Annotated in this window: 20 protein-coding genes; 8 read left to right on the forward strand and 12 right to left on the reverse strand. The window is 70.6% G+C overall.

What is annotated here, in order from left to right:
* Positions 1-20: 20 nt before the first annotated feature.
* From AB5L97_RS12535 to hemE, 6 genes are all read right to left on the reverse strand, one after another.
* A complete protein-coding gene (locus tag AB5L97_RS12535) occupies positions 21-836 on the reverse strand; it encodes a uroporphyrinogen-III synthase (protein WP_307957923.1) in 816 nt (271 codons plus the stop codon).
* Positions 837-1,081: 245 nt separating this feature from the next.
* Positions 1,082-2,080 carry a hydroxymethylbilane synthase gene (gene hemC, locus AB5L97_RS12540; RefSeq protein WP_307957924.1) on the reverse strand — a complete coding sequence of 333 codons (999 nt, stop codon included), beginning with the start codon at positions 2,078-2,080 and terminating at the stop codon, positions 1,082-1,084.
* Positions 2,081-2,082: 2 nt separating this feature from the next.
* On the reverse strand, positions 2,083-3,378 hold the full coding sequence (locus AB5L97_RS12545) for a ferrochelatase (RefSeq protein ID WP_423246857.1): 1,296 nt from the start codon (positions 3,376-3,378) through the stop codon (positions 2,083-2,085).
* A 29-nt stretch (positions 3,379-3,407) separates the two neighbouring features.
* Positions 3,408-4,127 (reverse strand): hydrogen peroxide-dependent heme synthase, encoded by a 720-nt coding sequence (hemQ, locus tag AB5L97_RS12550; RefSeq protein ID WP_369044916.1) that lies wholly within the window; start codon positions 4,125-4,127, stop codon positions 3,408-3,410.
* A 73-nt stretch (positions 4,128-4,200) separates the two neighbouring features.
* A complete protein-coding gene (hemG, locus tag AB5L97_RS12555; protein WP_369044917.1) occupies positions 4,201-5,715 on the reverse strand; it encodes a protoporphyrinogen oxidase in 1,515 nt (504 codons plus the stop codon).
* A 17-nt stretch (positions 5,716-5,732) separates the two neighbouring features.
* Positions 5,733-6,794 carry a uroporphyrinogen decarboxylase gene (gene hemE, locus AB5L97_RS12560; protein WP_307957927.1) on the reverse strand — a complete coding sequence of 354 codons (1,062 nt, stop codon included), beginning with the start codon at positions 6,792-6,794 and terminating at the stop codon, positions 5,733-5,735.
* A 98-nt stretch (positions 6,795-6,892) separates the two neighbouring features.
* Here hemE and AB5L97_RS12565 point away from each other — a divergent pair, with 98 nt between their 5' ends.
* Positions 6,893-8,287, forward strand: a complete 1,395-nt coding sequence (locus AB5L97_RS12565) for a glutamyl-tRNA reductase (protein WP_369044918.1) — start codon at positions 6,893-6,895, stop codon at positions 8,285-8,287.
* Positions 8,288-8,453: 166 nt separating this feature from the next.
* Here AB5L97_RS12565 and moeB read toward each other — a convergent pair whose 3' ends face one another.
* Positions 8,454-9,638, reverse strand: a complete 1,185-nt coding sequence (moeB, locus tag AB5L97_RS12570; protein ID WP_369044919.1) for a molybdopterin-synthase adenylyltransferase MoeB — start codon at positions 9,636-9,638, stop codon at positions 8,454-8,456.
* A gap of 153 nt (positions 9,639-9,791) precedes the next feature.
* Here moeB and AB5L97_RS12575 point away from each other — a divergent pair, with 153 nt between their 5' ends.
* From AB5L97_RS12575 to AB5L97_RS12585, 3 genes are all read left to right on the forward strand, one after another.
* Positions 9,792-10,415, forward strand: a complete 624-nt coding sequence (locus AB5L97_RS12575; RefSeq protein WP_369044920.1) for a TetR/AcrR family transcriptional regulator — start codon at positions 9,792-9,794, stop codon at positions 10,413-10,415.
* An 85-nt stretch (positions 10,416-10,500) separates the two neighbouring features.
* Positions 10,501-10,725, forward strand: coding sequence for a DUF3107 domain-containing protein (locus AB5L97_RS12580; protein ID WP_369044921.1), 225 nt, complete (start codon positions 10,501-10,503; stop codon positions 10,723-10,725).
* A 4-nt stretch (positions 10,726-10,729) separates the two neighbouring features.
* Positions 10,730-11,044, forward strand: a complete 315-nt coding sequence (locus tag AB5L97_RS12585) for a hypothetical protein (protein ID WP_369044922.1) — start codon at positions 10,730-10,732, stop codon at positions 11,042-11,044.
* Positions 11,045-11,125: 81 nt separating this feature from the next.
* Here the strand turns inward: AB5L97_RS12585 and AB5L97_RS12590 are convergent, their stop codons facing one another.
* From AB5L97_RS12590 to thiO, 5 genes are all read right to left on the reverse strand, one after another.
* Positions 11,126-11,449 carry a 4a-hydroxytetrahydrobiopterin dehydratase gene (locus AB5L97_RS12590; RefSeq protein WP_307957933.1) on the reverse strand — a complete coding sequence of 108 codons (324 nt, stop codon included), beginning with the start codon at positions 11,447-11,449 and terminating at the stop codon, positions 11,126-11,128.
* Positions 11,450-11,492: 43 nt separating this feature from the next.
* Positions 11,493-12,029 (reverse strand): hypothetical protein, encoded by a 537-nt coding sequence (locus AB5L97_RS12595; protein WP_369044923.1) that lies wholly within the window; start codon positions 12,027-12,029, stop codon positions 11,493-11,495.
* Between the two features lie 161 nt (positions 12,030-12,190).
* Positions 12,191-13,006, reverse strand: coding sequence for a thiazole synthase (locus AB5L97_RS12600; protein WP_369044924.1), 816 nt, complete (start codon positions 13,004-13,006; stop codon positions 12,191-12,193).
* A 2-nt stretch (positions 13,007-13,008) separates the two neighbouring features.
* A complete protein-coding gene (thiS, locus tag AB5L97_RS12605) occupies positions 13,009-13,266 on the reverse strand; it encodes a sulfur carrier protein ThiS (protein ID WP_369044925.1) in 258 nt (85 codons plus the stop codon).
* Positions 13,266-14,492 carry a glycine oxidase ThiO gene (gene thiO, locus AB5L97_RS12610; protein WP_369044926.1) on the reverse strand — a complete coding sequence of 409 codons (1,227 nt, stop codon included), beginning with the start codon at positions 14,490-14,492 and terminating at the stop codon, positions 13,266-13,268. Before thiO ends, thiS begins: the two co-directional genes overlap by 1 nt.
* A gap of 122 nt (positions 14,493-14,614) precedes the next feature.
* On the opposite strand from thiO, the gene thiE reads away from it, so the two are divergent.
* The 4 genes from thiE to AB5L97_RS12630 all read left to right on the forward strand — a co-directional run bounded on the left by thiE (position 14,615) and on the right by AB5L97_RS12630 (position 19,243).
* Positions 14,615-15,325, forward strand: a complete 711-nt coding sequence (thiE, locus tag AB5L97_RS12615) for a thiamine phosphate synthase (RefSeq protein ID WP_369044927.1) — start codon at positions 14,615-14,617, stop codon at positions 15,323-15,325.
* Positions 15,322-16,167: a prephenate dehydratase gene (locus AB5L97_RS12620; RefSeq protein WP_307957938.1), complete on the forward strand. Its 846-nt coding sequence runs from the start codon at positions 15,322-15,324 to the stop codon at positions 16,165-16,167. Before thiE ends, AB5L97_RS12620 begins: the two co-directional genes overlap by 4 nt.
* A gap of 30 nt (positions 16,168-16,197) precedes the next feature.
* Entirely contained in the window at positions 16,198-17,784 is a 1,587-nt protein-coding gene (locus AB5L97_RS12625; protein WP_369044928.1) for an RNB domain-containing ribonuclease, read from the forward strand.
* A gap of 472 nt (positions 17,785-18,256) precedes the next feature.
* Positions 18,257-19,243, forward strand: a complete 987-nt coding sequence (locus AB5L97_RS12630; protein WP_369044929.1) for a hypothetical protein — start codon at positions 18,257-18,259, stop codon at positions 19,241-19,243.
* Positions 19,244-19,486 lie beyond the last annotated feature (243 nt).

A 19,486-nucleotide genomic window follows, 5' to 3' on the forward strand; every position in this document is an offset into this window, starting at 1 on the left:
ACTTTCAGGATCGAGGTGGGTCAGGGATTGAGCGAACGGGCGATCGCGTCCACGATGCCTGCAGGGGACGGAGCCGAGGCGGTCGTCGCAGCCGGAATGCCGAGCCGCTCCAGCTCGGCGGCGGTCGGCTCGCCGATCGCGATGAGTCGGGTCTTCTCGAGTGGATGGAGCACGTCGTGGATCCGCCGGGCTGCGCTCGGCGACGCGGCGAGGATCGCGTCGAGACTCCCCGCCGCCAGCTCGTCGTTGGCCTCGTCGGGGGAAAGCACGACGGCGCGCGCTTCCTGCCCGGCCTGCTCACCAGCAGCGAGACTCGTCACGAGACGCCGTTCGGGGTTCGCGGGATAGTCCACCGTACTGTATGCCGTGACCGTCTCGACCGACCAGCCGCGGGCGTCCAGTCCCTCGGCCAGAGTCGGGGCCGCGAGGTTGCTCTGCGGAATGAGCACCCGGGTGATGCCCGCACCGTCGCCGCCCGCGGCCCCCGCGTCGTCCGCGTACGCCCAGAGCTCGACGAGTCCCTCGGCGGACTGCCTGCCTGCCGGAGCGAGGTCCACGCGGAGGCCCTCGGCCTCCAGCACGCGGCGCGAACTGGGGCCGATCGTGGCGATCCGCACCCCTGGCGGTACGAGCGCCGGAAGCCCGACGCCTCGCGTGGCCGCGACCTCCTTGAGGGCGCGCACAGTCGTGATACTCGAGATGACGAGCCACCCGTACTCCCCCGCCGCGAGCCGGTCGAGGGCCGCGGACAGCAGGGCCTGATCCGGGGCACGCTCGAAGTCGATCATGGGCAGCAGCAGCGGCTCCGCGCCCGCCTCAGCCAGCGCCGCTGCCATGGCCCCGGCACGGTCTGGGCTGCGGGTCAGCAGTACCCTTCGGCCCGCGAGAGGTGACCCCGCATCGCCGGGACGTGACCCCGGGCCACTGAGACGTGACCCCGCATCGCTGAGGGGTGACCCCCCATCACTGGGATCTGACCCCGCATCGCTGGGAGGTGACCCCGCATCGCTGGGAGGTGACCCCGCATCGCTGGGAGGTGACCCCGCATCGCTGGGAGGTGACCCCGCATCGCTGGCGGCCATCAGGCGCGCAGGTCTGCGAGGTCCGCGGCGCCCTGTGCCAGCAGCTCCTCGGCCAGCTCGATGCCCAGAAGGGTCGCGCCGACCTCGGTCAGGCCGTCGGTGGCCCGCGCGAGGCGCAGCGACTTCGTGCCGTCCACCGCGCACACCACGGCCTCGAGTCGGAGCATGCTCCCCTTGCGCCGGGCGAAGGCACCGACGGGTGCCGCACAGCCGGCTTCGAGGCGGGCCAGGAGCGCGCGTTCGGCCGTTACGGCGAGACGGGTATCGGCGTCCTCGATCGCAGCGAGCGCGTGCGCGAGTACGCCCTGAGCGGCAGAGGCGCCGCTCGCGGCACCGCCGTGCGCAGGCCGTTCGGGGGCGTCCTCGATGCGGCACTCGACTGCCAGAGCGCCCTGCCCGGGCGCCGGCAGCATGACTTCGGGCTCGAAGTGCTCGGTGACCACGTCCGTGCGGCCCAGACGGGCCAGCCCGGCGCCGGCGAGGACGACGGCGTCGAGGTCGCCTGGCGCCTCAGATGCGTTGCCCGGGAGTCCGGGAACCCGGCCCAGTCGCGTGTCGACATTGCCGCGGATGTCGAGGACCTCGAGGTCGGGCCGGAGGGCCCGCAGCTGGGCGGCGCGCCGTGGCGACCCGGTGCCGATCCTGGCGCCGGAGGGCAGCTCGGCGAGGGTGAGCCCGTCGCGGGCGCACAGCACGTCGCGGTGGTCGGCACGGACCGGGACAGCCGCGATGGACAGCCCGGGCGCGCCGGCGGTGGGAAGGTCCTTGAGCGAGTGGATCGCCACATCACACCGGTCCGCGAGGAGCGCTTCGCGCAGCGCCGCGACGAACACCCCGGTCCCGCCGAGGGACGCGAGGGATCCGGTCTTGACGTCACCCTCCGTGCGGATGCGCACGAGCTCGGTCGTGAAGCCTCCCACGGCTGAGAGCAGGTCGGCTGTCTGCTGCGACTGGGTCAGGGCGAGCGCGCTCCCGCGCGTTCCGATGCGAACGGACATGCTCAGGCCTCGGTACCCGGTGCGCTTGTGCCCTGCCGCTCGGCCGTGGCGTCCGGATACGCATCGTGGGTCGCGCCGAGCACGATGCTCTCCCCTGTGCCCGCTTCCGCGATCACCGGCTTGGCTCCGCGGAAGTTCTCGCAGCAGCCCGGGCGGCACACGTCGTACCAGGGGCCGAGGTCGGTCGCGTGCGGCCGCTGGGCCAGGTTTCGGTCCACGGTCCGCTCACTGATGAGCTTCACGAGGCCAGCCACGAACTCGCGGTGGACGCCCGGCGTCGGAACGCGGACGGCCTCGATCCCGAGCTCTCGGCACTTGTCGAGCGCCTCAGTGTCAAGGTCCCAAACGACCTCCATGTGGTCGCTCACGAAGCCGAGCGGAACGATGACTGTCCCCTTGACAGCCTGCCTCCCCTCGCCGCCTGCAGCGATGGCGTCGAGATGGTCGTTGATGTCCGGCTCGAGCCAGGGGATGTGCGGGGCACCCGAGCGGGACTGGTAGACGAGGTCCCAGGCCACGTGGGGAGCCACGGCGGCCATGATGGCCCGAGCATTCGCGAGGTGCTGCGCCACGTAGGCGGAGCCTCCCTCGAATTCGCGGGGTTCGCCCTCCGAGCGGCCGGCGGCCTCGGCATCACGGGTCGGGATCGAGTGGGTCGAGAAGAGCACGCGGATCTCGGAGTCGCGCGAGCCGTCGGCGGCGCCGAGCGCCTCCCTCACGGTCTTCAGGCCCGCCGAGGTCCCCTCGACGAAGGGCGCCACGAAACCGGGGTGGTCGAAGTACTGCCGGACCTTGTCCACGCGCAGGCGGCCGGCCAGACCGGTCTCCGTCAGCGCGACGCCGATGTCTTCGCGGTACTGGCGGCAGCTCGAGTAGCACGAGTACACACTCGTGGTGAGCATGAGGACCTTGCGGTGCCCGGCGTCGTAGATGTCCTGGAGTGTCTGGGGGATGTAGGGGTCCCAGTTGCGGTTGCCCCAGTACACGGGCAGGTCGATGCTCTGCGCCGCGAGTTCGGCCTCGAGCGCGGCCTTGAGGGCGCGGTTCTGGGCGTTGATGGGGCTGATCCCGCCGAACGCGCGGTAGTGGTGGCTCACCGCTTCGAGGCGCTCGTCAGGGATGCCGCGGCCTCGGGTCACGTTGCGCAGGAACGGCAGGACGTCGTCCTGGCCCTCGGGTCCGCCGAAGGACGCGAGCAGGATCGCGTCGTACTCGGCGGCCTCTGCACGGCCGGCCTCGGTGACCGGATTCGGCGCAACGCTGACGGCGATAGGTGCGACGGCGCCGTCGACCGTGATCTGGACGGTATCCCCAGAGGTCGAGGCACTCACGCGAGGACCTCGGCGACCTCGGCGGGCGAGATGCGGCGCCCGGTGTAGAAGGGGACCTCCTCGCGGACGTGGTTGCGGGCGTCTGTGTAGCGCAGGTGGCGCATCATGTCGACGAGGTCGACGAGTTCGGGCGCCTCGAGGGCGAGGAGCCACTCCCAGTCGCCGAGGGCGAATGCCGAGACCGTGTTGGAGAGGACCTGCGGGAAGTCACGGCCGAGCATGCCGTGGTCGCGCAGCATGCGGGAGCGCTCCTCGGCAGGCAGGAGGTACCACTCGTACGAGCGCACGAACGGGTAGACGGTGAGCCATGTGCTCGGCTCGACGCCGCGGGAGAACGCCGGGGTGTGGCTCTTGGAGAACTCGGCCTCGCGGTGCACGCCCATCGCGGACCAGACGATCTCGGTCTCCGCGAAGAGGTCGCTGCGGCGGATGTCACGCACGGCCTGCTGGAGGGCCTCGGGCACCGGGCCGTGCAGCCAGACCATGATGTCCGCATCGGCGCGCATCGCGGAGACGTCGTAGGCGCCGCGCAGGGTGACGCCGCCGTCGGCGAGGCGGGCAACGAGCGCCTCGAAGTCGGTCACCGCGCTGCCGCTCGGCGCGGCGGCGTCCGGGATGCGGCAGAACACGGTCCAGAGGGTAAAGAACTGCGTCTCTTCGGCGCCCTCGTCCTGGCCCGCAGCTTTAGTGACAGATTCGACAGAAGTGTGGCTCATGGTGACCAGTGTGCTCCTTCGGCAACAGCATTTCGAAATTCAGATGTTCTACAGGATGTAGAAGTGACGAACATCATGCGGGCATTCCTCGATCGAGGCTTCCCGCGAGCCCGATCGCCTGAGCGCGGGCGTCTGGGACAACGGCGGCGAGGCCGTTCCCCGCGGCCCATCCGCCCACCACGGCAAGGCCCTGCTGCGCGCCGATGAGGTCCCGGATCTGGGTGACCCGTTCCCTGTGTCCCACGGTCGCGAAGGGAAGGGCCCCCTGCCAGCGCACCACGTCCCAGCCGAGGACATCCTCGGCCGAGAGCGCCACGCTCAAGAGCGTCGAGGCGTCGCGGAGTGCCGCCGCGAACAGCTCGTTGTCGGTCTCAGGCCCGGGGCCGATGCCGGCCACGCCCTGGACCGGATCCCCCGCGCGCCCGTAGGAAAGCCGGACGACGTGCGTGCCGGGGCCCGCCGCCTCGGCGAGCCACTCCCATTTCGCGGTCGCGTGCGTGAGCGCCTTGGCCTCGATGCCGGCCACCTGCGGGGCTACGAGGACCCCCGTGCCGCGGGGACGTGCATCGAGCGCGGGACAGTCGAGCACGAACGTGACGAGCTTGACCTCGGGCCCGGGCACCGGCTCGTGGCCCGCAAGAGCGGGAACGGCGTCGGAGAGGAGTTCGACCGCCGCGGGCCCGTCGAGGGCCACGACCACGAGATCGGCCTCGTACACCGTCTCCGGCAGCGGCGCCGCCTCCTCGGTGTCGATCTGGGGACGGACGACGGCGCCCACCCGCCAGAGCGGCCGGCCGTCGGCTCCCGTGGTGCGGTCCAGCCGCTCCACCCGTTCGTCAGGGACGAGCCGCACGCCGTCGTCCGTGAGTCGTCCGACGAGAGCCGTGATGATCCGGTTCAGTCCGCCCCGGATGCCCGCAACGGCGGAGCCGGCCTTGCGCCCTCGGGCGGCCCCGCGCTGGGCGGAGACGGCGGCGGCGAGGGAGCCCTTCTCTGCCATGAGCCGGCGGAGTCCGGGGGCCACCATGTCGGCGTCGAGCGCCGCAGGGTCCGCGGAATGGACGCCTCCCACCACCGGGGCCACGAGCCGTTCGAGCACGCGCCGGCCCATGCGGACCCGCACGAGGTCGGCGACGCTCGCCTGCCGCCGCGGCTCGCGCACGGGAAGCACGCGGTCGAGGGACGCCCGGGCGGAGCCCCAGAAGCCGAGGGCAGCGCGGACCTCGGGGTCCCAGGGGTTGGCGGGAATGCCGAGGACGCCGGTCTTGGGAAGCTCCTGCGGGCCATTGGGGAGCAGAACCCACGCGCCGGACGGGTGGGGCGGAACCACGTCGCCGTCGAGCCCAATCTCGTCCACGAGCGTCCGGACCGCGTCCGTACGCGTCGCGAAGGACTCTGCGCCGCTGTCGAGGACCAGTCCGGCCACCTCGTGCTCGCCGATGCACCCACCCCAGCGCCCGCTTGCCTCGAGCACGGTCACCCCGAGGCCTGCGCGTCTGAGCTCGAGCGCAGCGACGAGCCCCGAGATTCCTCCGCCCACGACGATCGCGCTGTAGGGCCGCGCGGGGACGGCTCCGTTGCCCTCCATCAGGACGTGCCCTTTCGTCAGTAGGTGATCGAGTGGACGAGCTCGACCACGCGCGTCAGCACCTCGGGATCGGTCTCCGGAGGGACGCCGTGCCCGAGGTTGACCACGTGGCCCGGCGCCGAGGCACCCGCGCGGACGACGTCGCGCACGTGCGCCTCGAGCACGTTCCACGGGGCCGCGAGGAAGGCAGGGTCAATGTTCCCCTGCAGCACCACGCGCCCGCCAAGCCGGCGGTTCGCCTCGTGCAGCGGCAGGCGGTAGTCCACGCCGACCGCGTCGACGCCGACCTCGTACATCGCCCCGAGGAGCTCGGACGTGCCCGTGCCGAAGTGGACGAGCGGTGCCCCGAGGTCGCGCACGTGGTCGAGGGCCTGCGACGAGTACGGCGCGGCATGGCGGCGGTAGTCTTCGACGCCGAGCGATCCCGCCCAGGAATCGAAGAGCTGGCCAGCCGAGGCGCCCGCCTCGATCTGGGCCCGCAGGAACCGTCCCGACGCGTCGGCGGTCCAGGCCATGAGCGCGGCCCACGTCCCGGGGTCGCCGTGCATCATCGTGCGGGGCCCGAGGTGGTCCCTCGATGGGCGGCCCTCGACCATGTAGGCAGCAACGGTGAAGGGCGCGCCCGCGAAGCCGATGAGCGGCGTGGTGCCCAGCTCGGCGATGGTGAGGCCGACGGCCTCGCGGATCGGCTCGAGCGCCGCGTCCGTGAGGCGCGGGAGCGCGGCCACGTCCGCCTCGGAGCGGATCGGGCTGGCGAGCACGGGGCCGACGCCCGGGACGATGTCGACGTCGACGCCGGCGAGCTTGAGGGGGATGACGATGTCCGAGAAGAAGATGGCCGCATCGACGTCGTGGCGGCGCACGGGCTGGAGTGTGATCTCTGCCGCGAGGTCGGGGCGGAGGCACGACTCGAGCATGCCGACCCCCTCACGGGCCTTGCGGTACTCGGGGAGCGAGCGGCCTGCCTGGCGCATGAACCACACCGGCTTCCGGCTCGGCCTGCCCCCGCGGTATGCGGTGATGAGCGGCGACTGCGCCGTCCGTCCGTCCTTGAGCGGGTGGTCCTGGCTGAGTGTCATGGCCCGATTGTCTCAAACGGCCCCCACGCCGTTGGCGACAACGTGTCACAGCGAGCCGCGTTTTCTACACAGGAACGAAAAGCTATGATGACAGGGCTGTGGTTGTTTTCTCCCTCTCGGCGACGCACGCCGATATTGACCTTGAGACCGTTGCCCAATTGAGCACCGGTGCTGCCACCGTGGCCGCAGACGCCACCGCATCCCCCGCCCTCAACGGCGCCGTGGTGCTGGCCACCTGCAACCGCTACGAGATCTACGCCGAGGCCCGGGGCCCCGAAGAGCTCGAGGCAGCGCGCTCGGCGCTCCTGACCGAGATCAGCGCCCGAAGCGGCCTGCCGCACGAGACTGTCTCGGGGGCCTTCGCTCTCGCGCACGGCCGCGACGTGACGCGGCATCTCTTCGCCGTGAGCTCGGGGCTCGACTCGGCGGTCGTGGGCGAACGCGAGATCGCCGGGCAGGTGCGCCGCGCCCTCATTTCCGCCCAGGAGCACGGCACCGCAAGCCCGTCCCTCGTCAGGCTCTTCCAGACGGCGTCGAAGACGGCCAAGGAGGTCGGAACGCAGACTGCCCTCGGAAGCCGGGGCCTCTCGATCGTCTCGGTCGCCCTCGATCTCGCGGCGGACATCGCCGAGGTGCCAGCCTGGTCCGGCAAGAAGGCCGTCCTGTTCGGCACCGGCGCCTATGCCGGGGCAACCATGGCGCTCCTCAAGGAGCGCGGCGTCGAGCAGGTCTCCGTCTACTCCGCCTCGGGCCGTGCACAGGAGTTCGCGGCCGCCCGGGGCGCCTCCGCCGTGACATCCCGCGACCTGCCTCAGGCCATCGCCGAGGCGGACGTGCTCATCGGGTGCAGCGGCTCCGACAATGCCATGGAAGCCGTCGAGCTCGCAGCGATCCGCGAAGACTCGGCGCAGCAGCTCATCGTCATCGACCTCGCCCTCACCCACGACTTCGACCCTGCCGTCGGTTCCCTCGACGGCGTCGAGCTCATCACCCTCGAGTCCGTGCGGCTCGCAGCCCCCGAAGAGCAGACCGAATCCCTTGCCCAGGCCAGCGCGATCGTCTCCGCGGCAGCGGCCGACTTCGACGCCGAGCGTCAGGCCCGCCAGGCGGACGCCGCCATCGTGGCCCTGCGCCGGCACACCATGGCCGTCCTGGACTCCGAGATCGAGAAGGTGCGCGCCCGCCATGGCTGCACCGCCGCAGCCGAAGAGGTCGAGTTCGCCATGCGGCGCATGGTCAAGCAGCTGCTCCACACTCCGACCGTCCGTGCGAGGCAGCTCGCCGCCGAAGGACGGGAGGGCGAGTACCTCGCGGCCCTCGAGGCGCTCTACGGCATCAGCGTGGCGATCCCCGGGATGATCTCGGCTCCTGACGAGTCCGCACAGTCTTCCGTCGCCGCAGGCCCCGCGGGAGCGACCGCCGGGGAAGGCCGGGGTGCCACAGACGGTGCCGACGCCGAGGACTGCCCGGTCGACCATACCCGCACCGGCTGACCCTCTCCCAATGTCAACGGGAGCGTCTGCGGTCGTGTCCCGGGGTAGCCGCGTGCACATCCGCTTTGGCCCCAGGACCCTCGTTCGGCACTAGGCGAACGTCCGCGCACGACGGCGAGTGCTCGCCGTCGTGCGCCCGGAACCCGGCACGGGTGGTGACCCCAGATCAGTAGACGGGCTGCTCAGGATCCACGTCGCGGACCCAGGCGAGGACACCGCCGTCGAGGTGCTTGACGTTCGAGAAGCCGGCGTCGAGGGCCGCGGCGAGGACGTTCGCCGATCGCACGCCGCCCTTGCAGTGGAACACGACCTCGCGGTCGCGCGGCACTTCACCCCAGGCCTCTCCGGAGAGCAGTCGCCCCTGCGGGATGAGACGCGCACCGGGAATCGAGACGATCGAGGCCTCCCCCGCCTCACGCACGTCGATGAGCTCGAAGTCTCGCAGGCCAGCGTTGCGGGCCGCGAGCATCGTGGCCAGCTGCGGGGCCGTCACGGTGCGGTCGGTCCCGGGGGACGCCGCGGGCGCGACGCCGCAGAAGGCCTCGTAGTCGGTGAGCGCGGTGATCGGTGCGGCCTCCGGGTCCTTGGAGACCTTGATTTCGCGCCACGTCGCGGTCAGGGCGTCGTAGAGCTGGACACGGCCGAGCAGAGTCGTGCCGACGCCCGTGATGAGCTTGACCGCCTCGGTGACCATGGACGCGCCGATGGCCGCACAGAGCATGCCGAACACGCCGCCCTCCCCGCACGAGGGAACCGATCCGGCCGGCGGAGGCTCCGGGAAGACGTCACGGTATGTCGGGCCGTACTTCTCCCAGAACACACTGACCTGGCCGTCGAACCGGAAAATGGAGCCCCACACATAGGGCTTGCCCAGGATCGCGGCCGCGTCGTTGACGAGGTATCTCGTGGCGAAGTTGTCGGTGCCGTCGAGGATCAGGTCGTAGCCTTCGAAGATCTCGAGCGCGTTGGAGGAGTCCAGGTGGACCTCGTGGAGCCGCACGTCCACGTGCGGGTTGAGCTCGAGGATCGCGTCCCGTGCGGATTGGGCCTTGGGCCGTCCCACGCCGGAAACTCCGTGGATGACCTGCCGCTGGAGGTTGGACAGCTCGACCGTGTCGTCGTCGACGATCCCCAGTGTGCCGACGCCGGCCGCCGCAAGGTACAGGAGCGCCGGTGACCCGAGGCCGCCGGCCCCCATCACGAGGACCTTGGCATTCTTGAGCCGCCGCTGCCCGATGTCGCCGATCTCGGGGATGATCACGTGCCGCGAGTAGCGCTGAACTTCCTCGGGAGTCAGCTCCGCGGCCGGCTCCACGAGGGGCGGGAGGGACGGTGAGTGAGACGTGGCCATGCCTCCAATCTAGGCCCGATGCGGCCGATGCACCCAGCCGCGCCCACCACGCGGAACATCGCAGATAGACGCCGCGCACGTGACCCGCGGGTAGAGTAGAACTACCGTTTGGGTCACGCTCGATAGGCCCGGACCCCCTGAAAGGCACCGCCAGTGAGCATCGAACCGCGAGCCGCCACGACGCGCTCCCCCAGACTCCCCCGCGACGAGAGGCGGGCACAGCTCCTTGCGGCGGCGCTCGAGGTCTTCGCCGCCCACGGCTATCACGGGGCCGCCATGGACGAGATCGCCGAGACGGCGCAGGTCAGCAAGCCTGTCCTCTACCAGCACTTCCCGTCCAAGCGGGAGCTGTACATCGCGCTCCTCGACAGCCACCTCGCGTCGCTGACCGACATCATGAAGTCGGCCCTCGGCTCGACCACGGACAACCGAGAGCGCGTGAATGCCGTCATCCGCGCGTACTTCGACTTCATCGCCGCCGACGATCAGGCCCACCGGATCGTCTTCCAGTCCGATCTGGTCAACGATCCAGACGTCGCCTCGCGCCTTGAGAAGTTCAACCGCGGCTTCTCCGAGGCTATCGCGGAGGTCATAGCCTCCGACACGAGGCTCCCCCTCGTCGAGGCCCAGATCCTCGGCCGCGGGCTTGCCGGCCTCGCGCAGGTCAGTGCCCGCTACTGGCTTGAGACATCGAACTCGCTCGACATCGGCGTTGCGGCAGATCTCGTCTCGCGGCTCGCATGGAAGGGAATCTCACGGTTCCCCAAAGAGGCCTAAGGTACTACTAGGCTCGGCCGGCGGGGATTCATAGCCCCGGCGGGCGTTTCGTTTCAGACGCCACAACGCAAGGAGTGCTCTTCACGTGGAAGTAAAGATCGGCATCCAGAACATCGGCCGTGAGCTCGTCCTCGAGTCCACGAAGGACGCGGACGAGGTCGCAAAGCTCGTCTCCGAGGCGATCTCGGGCGGCAAGGAGCTCCGCCTCGAGGACGAGAAGGGCCGTCAGGTGATCGTGCCGGCGTCCGTCATCGGCTACGTGGAGCTCGGCGCACAGGAGACGCGCCGCGTGGGCTTCGGCGCCCTCTGAGCCGGTGGAGACCGTCTGGTCCCTCGTGATCGTGGTCCTCGTGGTTGCGGCGGCCGGCTTCATTGTCTGGTCCCTCGACCACCACCACGACGTGTACGGCATCGTGCTCCCGGTGGGGGCGGCCGTGGCCCTCGCGTGCCTCGTGTGGGCGGTGCTCATCTTCGCCGGGACCGGCTACATGGCCGGCCTGACGTGGATGCCGTGGGCGCTGCCCATGGCGGTCGGGATCGTGGCCGCCGTGGCGGTGCCGATCGTCGTGGGCCGCCCCCGCACGAAGCACGACGTCGCGCTGCTCACCGAGCTCTTGAAGCGCGGCTAGTCCGTCTCGGACGCCGGAGGCGCGCACGACGGCGCGGAGCAGACCGCGCCGTCGTGCGCGCCTTCCGCATACCCGGGACCTCTAGCGACCCCAGGGCTGAGCAACCGCGTCGAGGGCCGCGGCCCGCAGCGTGCAGCGATCCGCGGCTTCAACGTCCCTGGCCGTGACGACGGACCCGGCATCGTGCGAGGAGAAGCGCAGGATGACCCGGTTGTACCGCCAGTCGAGGTCGGGGTGATGGTTGAGTTCCTCGGCCACCTCCCCGACCGCGGCGATGAACTCGAGCGCCTTGGCCGAAGTGCGCAGCTTGTAGACGATAGCAAGGCCTCCGTCCACATGACTCCAGCCGACAAGCCTCGCGAGCTCCGCCTCGATCTGTTCCTGGGTCAACGGCTCGTGTGCCATAGACCTCAGGGTAGGCCGCCCGGCCGCCTGCGGGGACACCTGACTACGTCAGCGCTGCGCAGATGTCCGAGCTCTTGCCAGACACGCTCAGAAGGGTCCCGCTGCCTTTGGCATCGATGAAGGCGACAACACGGCCCTCGTACTGGGTCGTCGACGGCCCTGCTGGCGTGTCGGTGGGAAACATGATCAACCCATTGAAGCCCGTGAGCGTGAGCGTCGCGGTCCCGTCCGGATGGGGGACGAAGGTCTGGACAGAGCCTGTCGACGCAACCGTCAACGACTTGCCGTTGTCCACATTCGTGTAGGTGATGGTGTAGCCGTCGCCAGCAGTGACCGTGCGGACCGGGTGCCCTGTCCCTTCATAGAACGTCTGGGTATGGGTCTTCGGATCGGTTCCCGAGATCTGCAGGTGGAACGCGCAACCCGTTCCGGCCGGCAGATCGAAGTACTCCGTTGAAGCCACGGGCGTTGGCGGGGCGGCGTCGGAGGCCGGCGCCGCGAGCAGGGCACCTGCCGCGAGGAAAATGCTCGCGACGATAGGAGCCAAGGAAACGTGCCGGTGGGCTGGTAGGCGGTTCATGGGGGCCTCCCTGAGGCATAGCGCAATGGAGTGAACTCCCCCAGCCTGGGCCGGAATCAGAGCAGAGCTCTGCGGCAGCATTTAGGGTACGCGCAGCCCTCGGCCTATTACAGATCTCGAGTTGACTCGTGTGGGCGGCACCGACCCCAGAGCTTCGCCGCTCAGAGGAACTGCGCGCGGCCCTCCATGGGGCTCGAGGCGAGAGCATGCTCGCGCTTGGGGATGCGGCCCGCCTGCGAGGCGAGGCGCCCCGCCGTGACGGCATGGCGGAAGGCGCGGGCCATGCGGACCGGGTCCTGGGCCCGGGTGACCGCGGAGGCCAGCAGCACGGCGTCGCACCCGAGCTCCATCGCGAGCGCGGCGTCCGATGCGGTCCCGATCCCGGCGTCGAGCACCACGGGGACTCCGGCCCGCGCGACGATGAGCTCGATGTTGTGGGGGTTGAGGATCCCCAACCCGGTCCCGATCGGCGCACCGAGCGGCATGACGGCGACGGCCCCGAGCTGCTCGAGGCGCCGCGCAAGGACGGGGTCGTCGTTCGTGTACGCGAAGACCTTGAAGCCGCGGCCCACGAGCTGCTCGGTGGCATCGGCGAGCTCGATCGGATCGGGGAGGAGTGTCGTCTCGTCCGCGATGACCTCGAGCTTGACCCAGTCGGTCTCGAGGGCCTCGCGCGCCAGCTCCGCCGTGAGAACCGCGTCGCGGGCCGTGAAGCAGCCCGCCGTGTTGGGCAGGACGCGGATGCCCCTGTCCACGAGCAGCTGGAAGAGCGAGCCCTGCTCGGCCGGCGAGAAGCGGCGCATCGCGACGGTGGTGAGCTCGGTGCCCGAGGCCTCGAGTGCATCGCCAAGCCCGTCGAGGCTCGGCGCCCCGCCCGTGCCCATGATGAGCCGCGACCCCAGGGCCACCCCGTCCACGACGAACGGGTCGTGGCCCAGCGTCATTTCAGTCCCTGAACCTGTTCCGGTCTGAGTCATCGTCAGCCTCCCTGCATTGCTGTAACGAGTTCGATGGCGTCCCCGGCCGTCAGCGGGGTGGCCGCCCAGCGGCTGCGGGGCACCACCTCGGAATTGAGCGCGACCGCCACTCCGAGCCGACCGCCGTCGGACGGCTTCCCGTCGCTACCGAGGTTCCGCCCTGTGGCCGTGGCGACGAGCGCGAGGACGGTGGCCGGGCGTGGGAGCGGTCGGGCGTCCCCGTTGACGGTGAGCTGGCCGAGTTTGTCTGTGGTCGTCATCACTTGCCTCCTGTCGCGGCCGCAGCGGCCGGGAGCCCGGCGGCGGTCGGAACGAAACGGTCCGGCAGGAACGCGTCCCACCGGGGGTCGGTGCGGCCTTCGAGCAGGCCTCGGCACACCTGGGCGGCGGCCGGCGTGAGGAGTACGCCGTGCCTGAAGAATCCGGTGGCGATGATCAGGCCCGGTACGGTGCCGGCGCCACCCGGCACCGCGCCGTCGTGCGCACCGCCGCCCCTGCTGTCAGCGTGAGCAGCACGGACGCGTCCGAGCAGCGGGGCGTTGTCCGGCGTTCCTGGCCGGGCGCGCGCGGTGATCTCGTAGAGCTCGAGCTCCGCGACCGCCGGGACGAGGATCTGGGCGTCGCGCAGGAGTTCGTAGACTCCCCCGGCGGAGACGGCGTCGGAGCCGTCCTCGCGCTGCGTGGCCCCGATGACGACGGTGCCGTCCGCACGCGGCACGATGTAGACCGGTTTTCCCCGCACGAGTCCGCGGACGGTTGCCGTCACGAGCGGACGGAGTCTGGCCGGCACGCGCAGGCGGAGAATGTCCCCGTAGACGGGCCGGAGAGGCAGCACGATGGGCAGCGCGCCGAGGTCCCGGGCGCCGAGGCCGTTGGCGACGATCGTCTCTGCGGCGCGCAGCTCGCGCCCGTCCTCGAGCACGACTCCGACCACGCGGCCTCCGTCCCATGCGAGCGACGTCGCGCGCGCCCGGACGAGGAAGCCGTCGCCGAGGCGCTCGGTCAGCCGCGCGAGCAGTGCGGCGACGAGCCGGCGCGGGTCGACCTGGTGGTCCGCCTCGATCTGGAAGGCCCCGGCGATGCCCGGTGCGAGGAACGGCTCCTCGGCTCGCGCCTGGCGGACCGTGAGCGGACGGACTCCCAGGCCGTGAGCCTCCTGGACCGCCTTGAGGTCGGCGAACGCCTGGCGGTCCGCGGCATCGCCCGCGAGGCACAGCGTCGGGCTGCTCACGTAGCCGCAGTCCGGCCCGGCTCCCGCGGCGAACTCGGGCCACGCCGCGGCGGATTCGAGCGTGAGGCCGAGGAGGTCCTCCTCCTGGTAGTGGTACTCGCTCACGGCGGCCAGCATGCCCGCGGCGGCGAAGCTCGCGCCGGAGCCCGGTTCCGGATCAACGACGAGGACTCGCCGCCCAGTGCGCGCCGCCTCCCAGGCGATCCCGAGCCCGATCACGCCGGCGCCCACAACGATGACGTCGCTGTGCTCCATGGTTCCTTCCCTCCGCCGGCATGACCCGGATCAGGTGAAGCGGTCGGCTCTGGCCCTCTCAGCCCGGCTGCGTTCTCGTCGCACGCGCGGGCTCCCGCAGTACTGCGGACTAGTCTAGTTCCATGCTCCTGACCGACGCCCAGCTCTACGTGTGCACCGACGCCCGGAAGGACCGCGGCGACTTCGAGGACTTCGTCGATGCGGCGTTCTCGGGCGGTGTGGACATCATCCAGCTGCGCGACAAGCGGATCGAGGCCGCCGAGGAACTCGAACATCTCGAGGTGCTGCGCGCCGTCGCCGAGCGTCACGGGAAGCTGTGGGCCGTGAATGACCGGGCGGACCTCGCGATGCTCTCGGGCGCGCCAGTCTTCCACGTGGGCCAGAAGGACCTCCCCCTCCCCGCAATCCGTCGTCTCGTGGACCCGTCCGTCATCGTCGGCCTGTCCACGAGCTCGCCTGCGATGGTCGACGCCGCGATGGGGCGGGCCGAAGCCGTCTCTCCCGCCGGGAACGCACGCCTCGATTACTTCTGCACCGGCCCCCTGTGGGCCACCCCGACCAAGCCGGGGCGCTCCGCCGTTGGGCTCGGGCTCGTCCAGTACGCGGCCCGGCGCACGCGGGAGGCGCTCGACGCCGGCGAGTCGTCTCGGCGGGAGCCGCTGCCGTGGTTCGCGATCGGAGGAATCGACCACTCCAACGTCGCCGAGGTCGTCGAGGCGGGGGCGAGCCGCGTCGTCGTCGTGCGCGCGATCACCGACGCCGACGATCCGGCCGACGCCGCCGCGCGCCTCCGCGCCGAGCTTCCCGCGCTCGCACGGGAGCCCCTCGCATGACGACCGTCGCCTACCAGGGCGAACCCGGCGCCAATTCGCACATGGCGTCCCTCGAGGCCTACCCGGACGCCGAGACGCTCGCCTGCGCGACGTTCGAGGACGCCTTCTCCGCTGTCACGACGGGAGCCGCGGATCTCGCGATGATCCCGATCGACAACACTGTCGCCGGACGCGTCGCGGACATCCATGTGCTCCTGCCGGACACGAGCCTGCAGATCATCGGCGAGCACTTCCTGCGCATCCGTTTCAGCCTCATGGGTCTGCCCGGCTCCACGATCGAGGGCGCCCGCGAAGTCCACAGCCATGTCCATGCGCTCGCGCAGTGCCGTGAATTCATCCGCGCCCATGGCCTCACTCCCGTCGTCGCCGGCGACACCGCCGGATCTGCGCGCGAGGTGGCCGAGTGGGGCGACCCGACGAAGCTCTCGATCGCGCCGCCGCTCGCCGCCGAAAGGTACGGGCTCAGCGTGCTTGCGAGCGACATCGAGGACCAGAAGCACAACACGACGAGGTTTGTGATTCTGGCCCCGCCGCGCGACTATCCTCAGGCGGGCGCCGACGCGCACGTGACGAGCTTCGTCTTCCGGGTCCGCAACATCCCCGCCGCGCTGTACAAGGCGCTGGGCGGGTTCGCGACCAACGGCGTGAACATGACCCGGCTCGAGAGCTACATGGTGGACGGCAAGTTCGCGGCGACGATGTTCATGGTCGATGTCGAGGGGCACCCCGACGAGCCGCCGCTCGCCCGTGCGCTGGAAGAGCTCGAGTTCTTCTCGACCGAGCTCAGGATCCTGGGCGTCTTCCCCGCCCACCCGCGCCGCTTCGGCCTCCGCGCCGGGTAGCCGCACCGTCCCGGGGTTAGGCTGGCCGTCATGGGTCATCCCCTCTTCTCGCCTAAGTCTGCCGGACCGCAGGCCGGCCCGCGGGCGGAGGCCAGCGGTGCCGCACTCGCCGGCGCGTTCGCCGCCCTGCGGGACGAGTTCGAGCTCGCCTCCGAGTACCCCGCGGCCGCTCTCGCGGATGCCGCGGCGGCGATCGCCGCGCATACCTTGCCCGATGAGGACGCGACCGACGTCGAGTTCGTCACGATCGACCCGCCTGCGTCCACCGACCTGGACCAGGCCCTCCACATCGAGCGTGACGGCGACGGGTACCGCGTGCGCTACGCGATCGCAGACGTGCCCGCCTTCGTCCGCCCACAGGGCGAGCTCGACGCGGAAACACGGCGTCGCGGCCAGACGATCTACGCAGCGGATGCCAAGGTCCCGCTGCATCCACGGGACATCACTGACGACGCCGGCAGCCTTCTCGCCGACGCGGTCCGCGGCGCGTTCGTGTGGGACTTCCGGCTCGATGCAGAAGGCGAGGTGGCCGCCGTCGAACTGGTCCACGCACGGGTGCGCAGCCGCGCGAAGCTCAACTACGCGGCCGTGCAGGAGCAGATCGACGCCGGCACCGCGGCGGAGCCGCTCATGCTCCTCAGGGAGGTGGGGCTCAAGCGCGTCGAGCTCGAGCGGCGGCGCGGCGGCGCAAGCCTGAACCTCCCCGAACAGGAGATCGTCCCGACCGATGACGGCGGCTACCCGATCGAAATCGCGCCCCAGCGTCCCGTCGAGGACTGGAACGCGCAGATCTCCCTGATGACCGGCATGGCTGCCGCGAAGCTCATGGTGAATGCCCGGATCGGGATCCTGCGCACCATGCCGGCGCCGGATGAGAGGTCGCTCCGGCACTTCCGCCGCCAGACCCAGGCCCTCGGGAAGCCCTGGGACGGGACCGTCCCGTACGGGGAGTACCTCCGTTCCCTGGACCCGACCCAGCCTCGCCAGCTGTCGATCCTCCACGCCGCCGCCGCGCTGTTCCGCGGCGCGACGTACACGCCCTTCGACGGTACCGTTCCACCGGACCCGGTCCAAGCGGCCATCGCAGCCCCCTACACGCACACGACCGCTCCCCTGCGCCGCCTTGTGGACCGTTTCGTGCTCGTCTTGTGCGAGGCCGTGGCCACCGACGCCGAGGTGCCGGCATGGGTGCGGATGGCCCTGCCGGAACTCCCGGCCCTCATGGCGTCCTCCGACCAGCTCGCGGCCAAGGTGGAGCGGGCCTCCATCGATCTCGTCGAGGCTGCCCTGCTCGTCAACGCGGTAGGGCAAGAGTTCGACGCGGTCGTGGTCTCGGGGTCCAAGCCCGCTTCGGGGAGTGATGCGGGTCCGGGCGGAGGGAACGGCAGGCCTGCGCAACCGCTCGACCGCATCGCGAGCTCCCAGAACGGGACCCAAGGTGCAGTGTCGGCAGGTGGACAGCACCCGCAGCAGTCGATGCCCTTCGGCACCGTCCAGCTGTCCGAGCCACCGGTCACGGCGCGCTGCGAGGGCGAGATGGAATCCGGGACCATGATCCGCGTCCGGCTCGTTGAGGCTGATATCCAGAAGCGCCGCATCCGGTTCGAACGGGCTTGAACGCCCGGCCCCAATGGCCTGCCCCAAGCCGTGGGTCGCCGCCTCCCGCCGGTTCGCTGCCCTTCCGCCGGTGCGGCCGCCCACCCGCCGGTTCCTGCCCCCGGATCAGCGGCAAACCCCCGTGCGAACCAAGAACCCGCCACGGCTGCGCCCGCCCGGCGGCCGGTTCCTTGCTCTCCCGCCGATGCGGCGCCCACCCACCGGCATGCTGCCCTCCCGCCGGTTCCTGCCCCCGGATCAGCGGCAAACCCCCGCACGAACCCAGGATCCGCCACGGCGGCGCCCGCCCTCCGGTCGGTCGCCTCCCGCCGAGGCGCACGGCACCGCAGGGGAACGAAACCCGCCGCGATCCGCGGCCGACCAGCTCTGGCAGACGCCCCCACTGCTCCTCCACATCGCCCATTTTGGGCGTGTTGTCCACATGCGCGGCCGGAGTGCCGTCAGGCGGGCGGCGACGCGGGAGAGTGGCGCCATGAAGCTGACATCGCCTGATCTATCACGGCTCGGTCCTCGTCCCGGCTTTGCCCGCGGGCTCTGCACGCCCTTCGAACTACGCCTGATGGGCGTCGACGAACGGACAACGGCCAAACTCGTCGCGGCGGGCGAACTGGTTCGGCTGCGCCGCGGGTGCCTCGCGACGCGAGAAGCCGCCGCGCCACCCCAAGCGGTCCATGCCCGCGACGTCGCAGCGCGGCTTCTCGCGCTGAGGGCTCACGCATGGAGGCACTATTGCGCGAACCGCTCATGGAACTTCGCCTACTCGGCGGTCAGCGGTGCGGCTCTGCACGGACTCGCACTGTGGACACCTGAAAGGCGCCTTCACATCATCCAGGAGTTCACCTCATCCCGAGGGGACCACGCAACCGATGTCATGAAGACCGAGCGGAGCCTCGCAGGATCAATCGTCATAGACGGCCTTCCGGCGACGTCGGTCACCGACACCGTGGTCGACTGCCTTCGGATTCTGGACTTTGAGCCGGCAATGATCGTGTGCGAGTCGGCGCTCTCGCGCGGAGTGCCCAGAAATGAGCTTGAAGGCGCCGTTGACCAGGCGGCGCGCCGTCGCGGGATTGGAAGGGCTCGATCCGTCCTCTCGTCTGCGAGCGCGCTGTCCGAGTCTGCGGCCGAAACGCGTGTCCGGCTTCTTCTCTTGGCGCTGGCGCTTTCAGCAGGACAACCGGTGCAGCAGTTCAAGGTGGTCGTCGGCGGACGCAACTATCGCCTCGACTACGCCTGGCCAGACATCCTGGTTGCGCTCGAAATCGACGGCCGCCTCAAGTACTTCGGCGGTCCGCCGACGGCCGAAGTATTGCTGGCCGAGCGTGAACGCGAGAAAGCGCTCACTAACATGGGCTGGGTCGTTGTGCGGATCACATGGTCCGACCTCGCTCACCCCGCCCGCGTCGAGGCGATGCTCGCCCGCGCCTTCGCACGGGCTCGGCGGATGCGCGCCGCGTAAGCATGACGCATGCTCTGGGGGCACACCGCTGCCACCGGAGGGACGAGCACCGATTCCGCCAGCAACGCCGTTGCCAGGAGACCAGCCGGTTCGCGGCAGACCCGCCGTTTCCCGACTATCCACGCCGGAAGGAGCCCACTCGGATGCTGCTAACCCCCGCCAGAACAGCCAACCCCCGGTGCTACGGACACCAGAGAGTGGCCGCCAGCGATCGAGCTTCACCTCGGTATGATGGCGCCGCGG

Source organism: Sinomonas sp. P10A9, from assembly GCF_041022165.1.
Classification (GTDB): domain Bacteria; phylum Actinomycetota; class Actinomycetes; order Actinomycetales; family Micrococcaceae; genus Sinomonas; species Sinomonas puerhi.

What these genes read in the sequence shown, in the direction of transcription:
- AB5L97_RS12535 (WP_307957923.1), bottom strand. Translation starts at nt 836, where the DNA reads ATGGCAGCGGCGCTGGCTGAGGCGGGCGCGGAGCCGCTGCTGCTGCCC.
- hemC (WP_307957924.1), bottom strand. Translation starts at nt 2,080, where the DNA reads ATGTCCGTTCGCATCGGAACGCGCGGGAGCGCGCTCGCCCTGACCCAG.
- hemQ (WP_369044916.1), bottom strand. Translation starts at nt 4,127, where the DNA reads ATGAGCCACACTTCTGTCGAATCTGTCACTAAAGCTGCGGGCCAGGAC.
- hemG (WP_369044917.1), bottom strand. Translation starts at nt 5,715, where the DNA reads ATGGAGGGCAACGGAGCCGTCCCCGCGCGGCCCTACAGCGCGATCGTC.
- hemE (WP_307957927.1), bottom strand. Translation starts at nt 6,794, where the DNA reads ATGACACTCAGCCAGGACCACCCGCTCAAGGACGGACGGACGGCGCAG.
- moeB (WP_369044919.1), bottom strand. Translation starts at nt 9,638, where the DNA reads ATGGCCACGTCTCACTCACCGTCCCTCCCGCCCCTCGTGGAGCCGGCC.
- AB5L97_RS12590 (WP_307957933.1), bottom strand. Translation starts at nt 11,449, where the DNA reads ATGGCACACGAGCCGTTGACCCAGGAACAGATCGAGGCGGAGCTCGCG.
- AB5L97_RS12595 (WP_369044923.1), bottom strand. Translation starts at nt 12,029, where the DNA reads ATGAACCGCCTACCAGCCCACCGGCACGTTTCCTTGGCTCCTATCGTC.
- AB5L97_RS12600 (WP_369044924.1), bottom strand. Translation starts at nt 13,006, where the DNA reads ATGACTCAGACCGGAACAGGTTCAGGGACTGAAATGACGCTGGGCCAC.
- thiS (WP_369044925.1), bottom strand. Translation starts at nt 13,266, where the DNA reads ATGACGACCACAGACAAACTCGGCCAGCTCACCGTCAACGGGGACGCC.
- thiO (WP_369044926.1), bottom strand. Translation starts at nt 14,492, where the DNA reads ATGGAGCACAGCGACGTCATCGTTGTGGGCGCCGGCGTGATCGGGCTC.
- thiE (WP_369044927.1), top strand. Translation starts at nt 14,615, where the DNA reads ATGCTCCTGACCGACGCCCAGCTCTACGTGTGCACCGACGCCCGGAAG.
- AB5L97_RS12620 (WP_307957938.1), top strand. Translation starts at nt 15,322, where the DNA reads ATGACGACCGTCGCCTACCAGGGCGAACCCGGCGCCAATTCGCACATG.
- AB5L97_RS12625 (WP_369044928.1), top strand. Translation starts at nt 16,198, where the DNA reads ATGGGTCATCCCCTCTTCTCGCCTAAGTCTGCCGGACCGCAGGCCGGC.
- AB5L97_RS12630 (WP_369044929.1), top strand. Translation starts at nt 18,257, where the DNA reads ATGAAGCTGACATCGCCTGATCTATCACGGCTCGGTCCTCGTCCCGGC.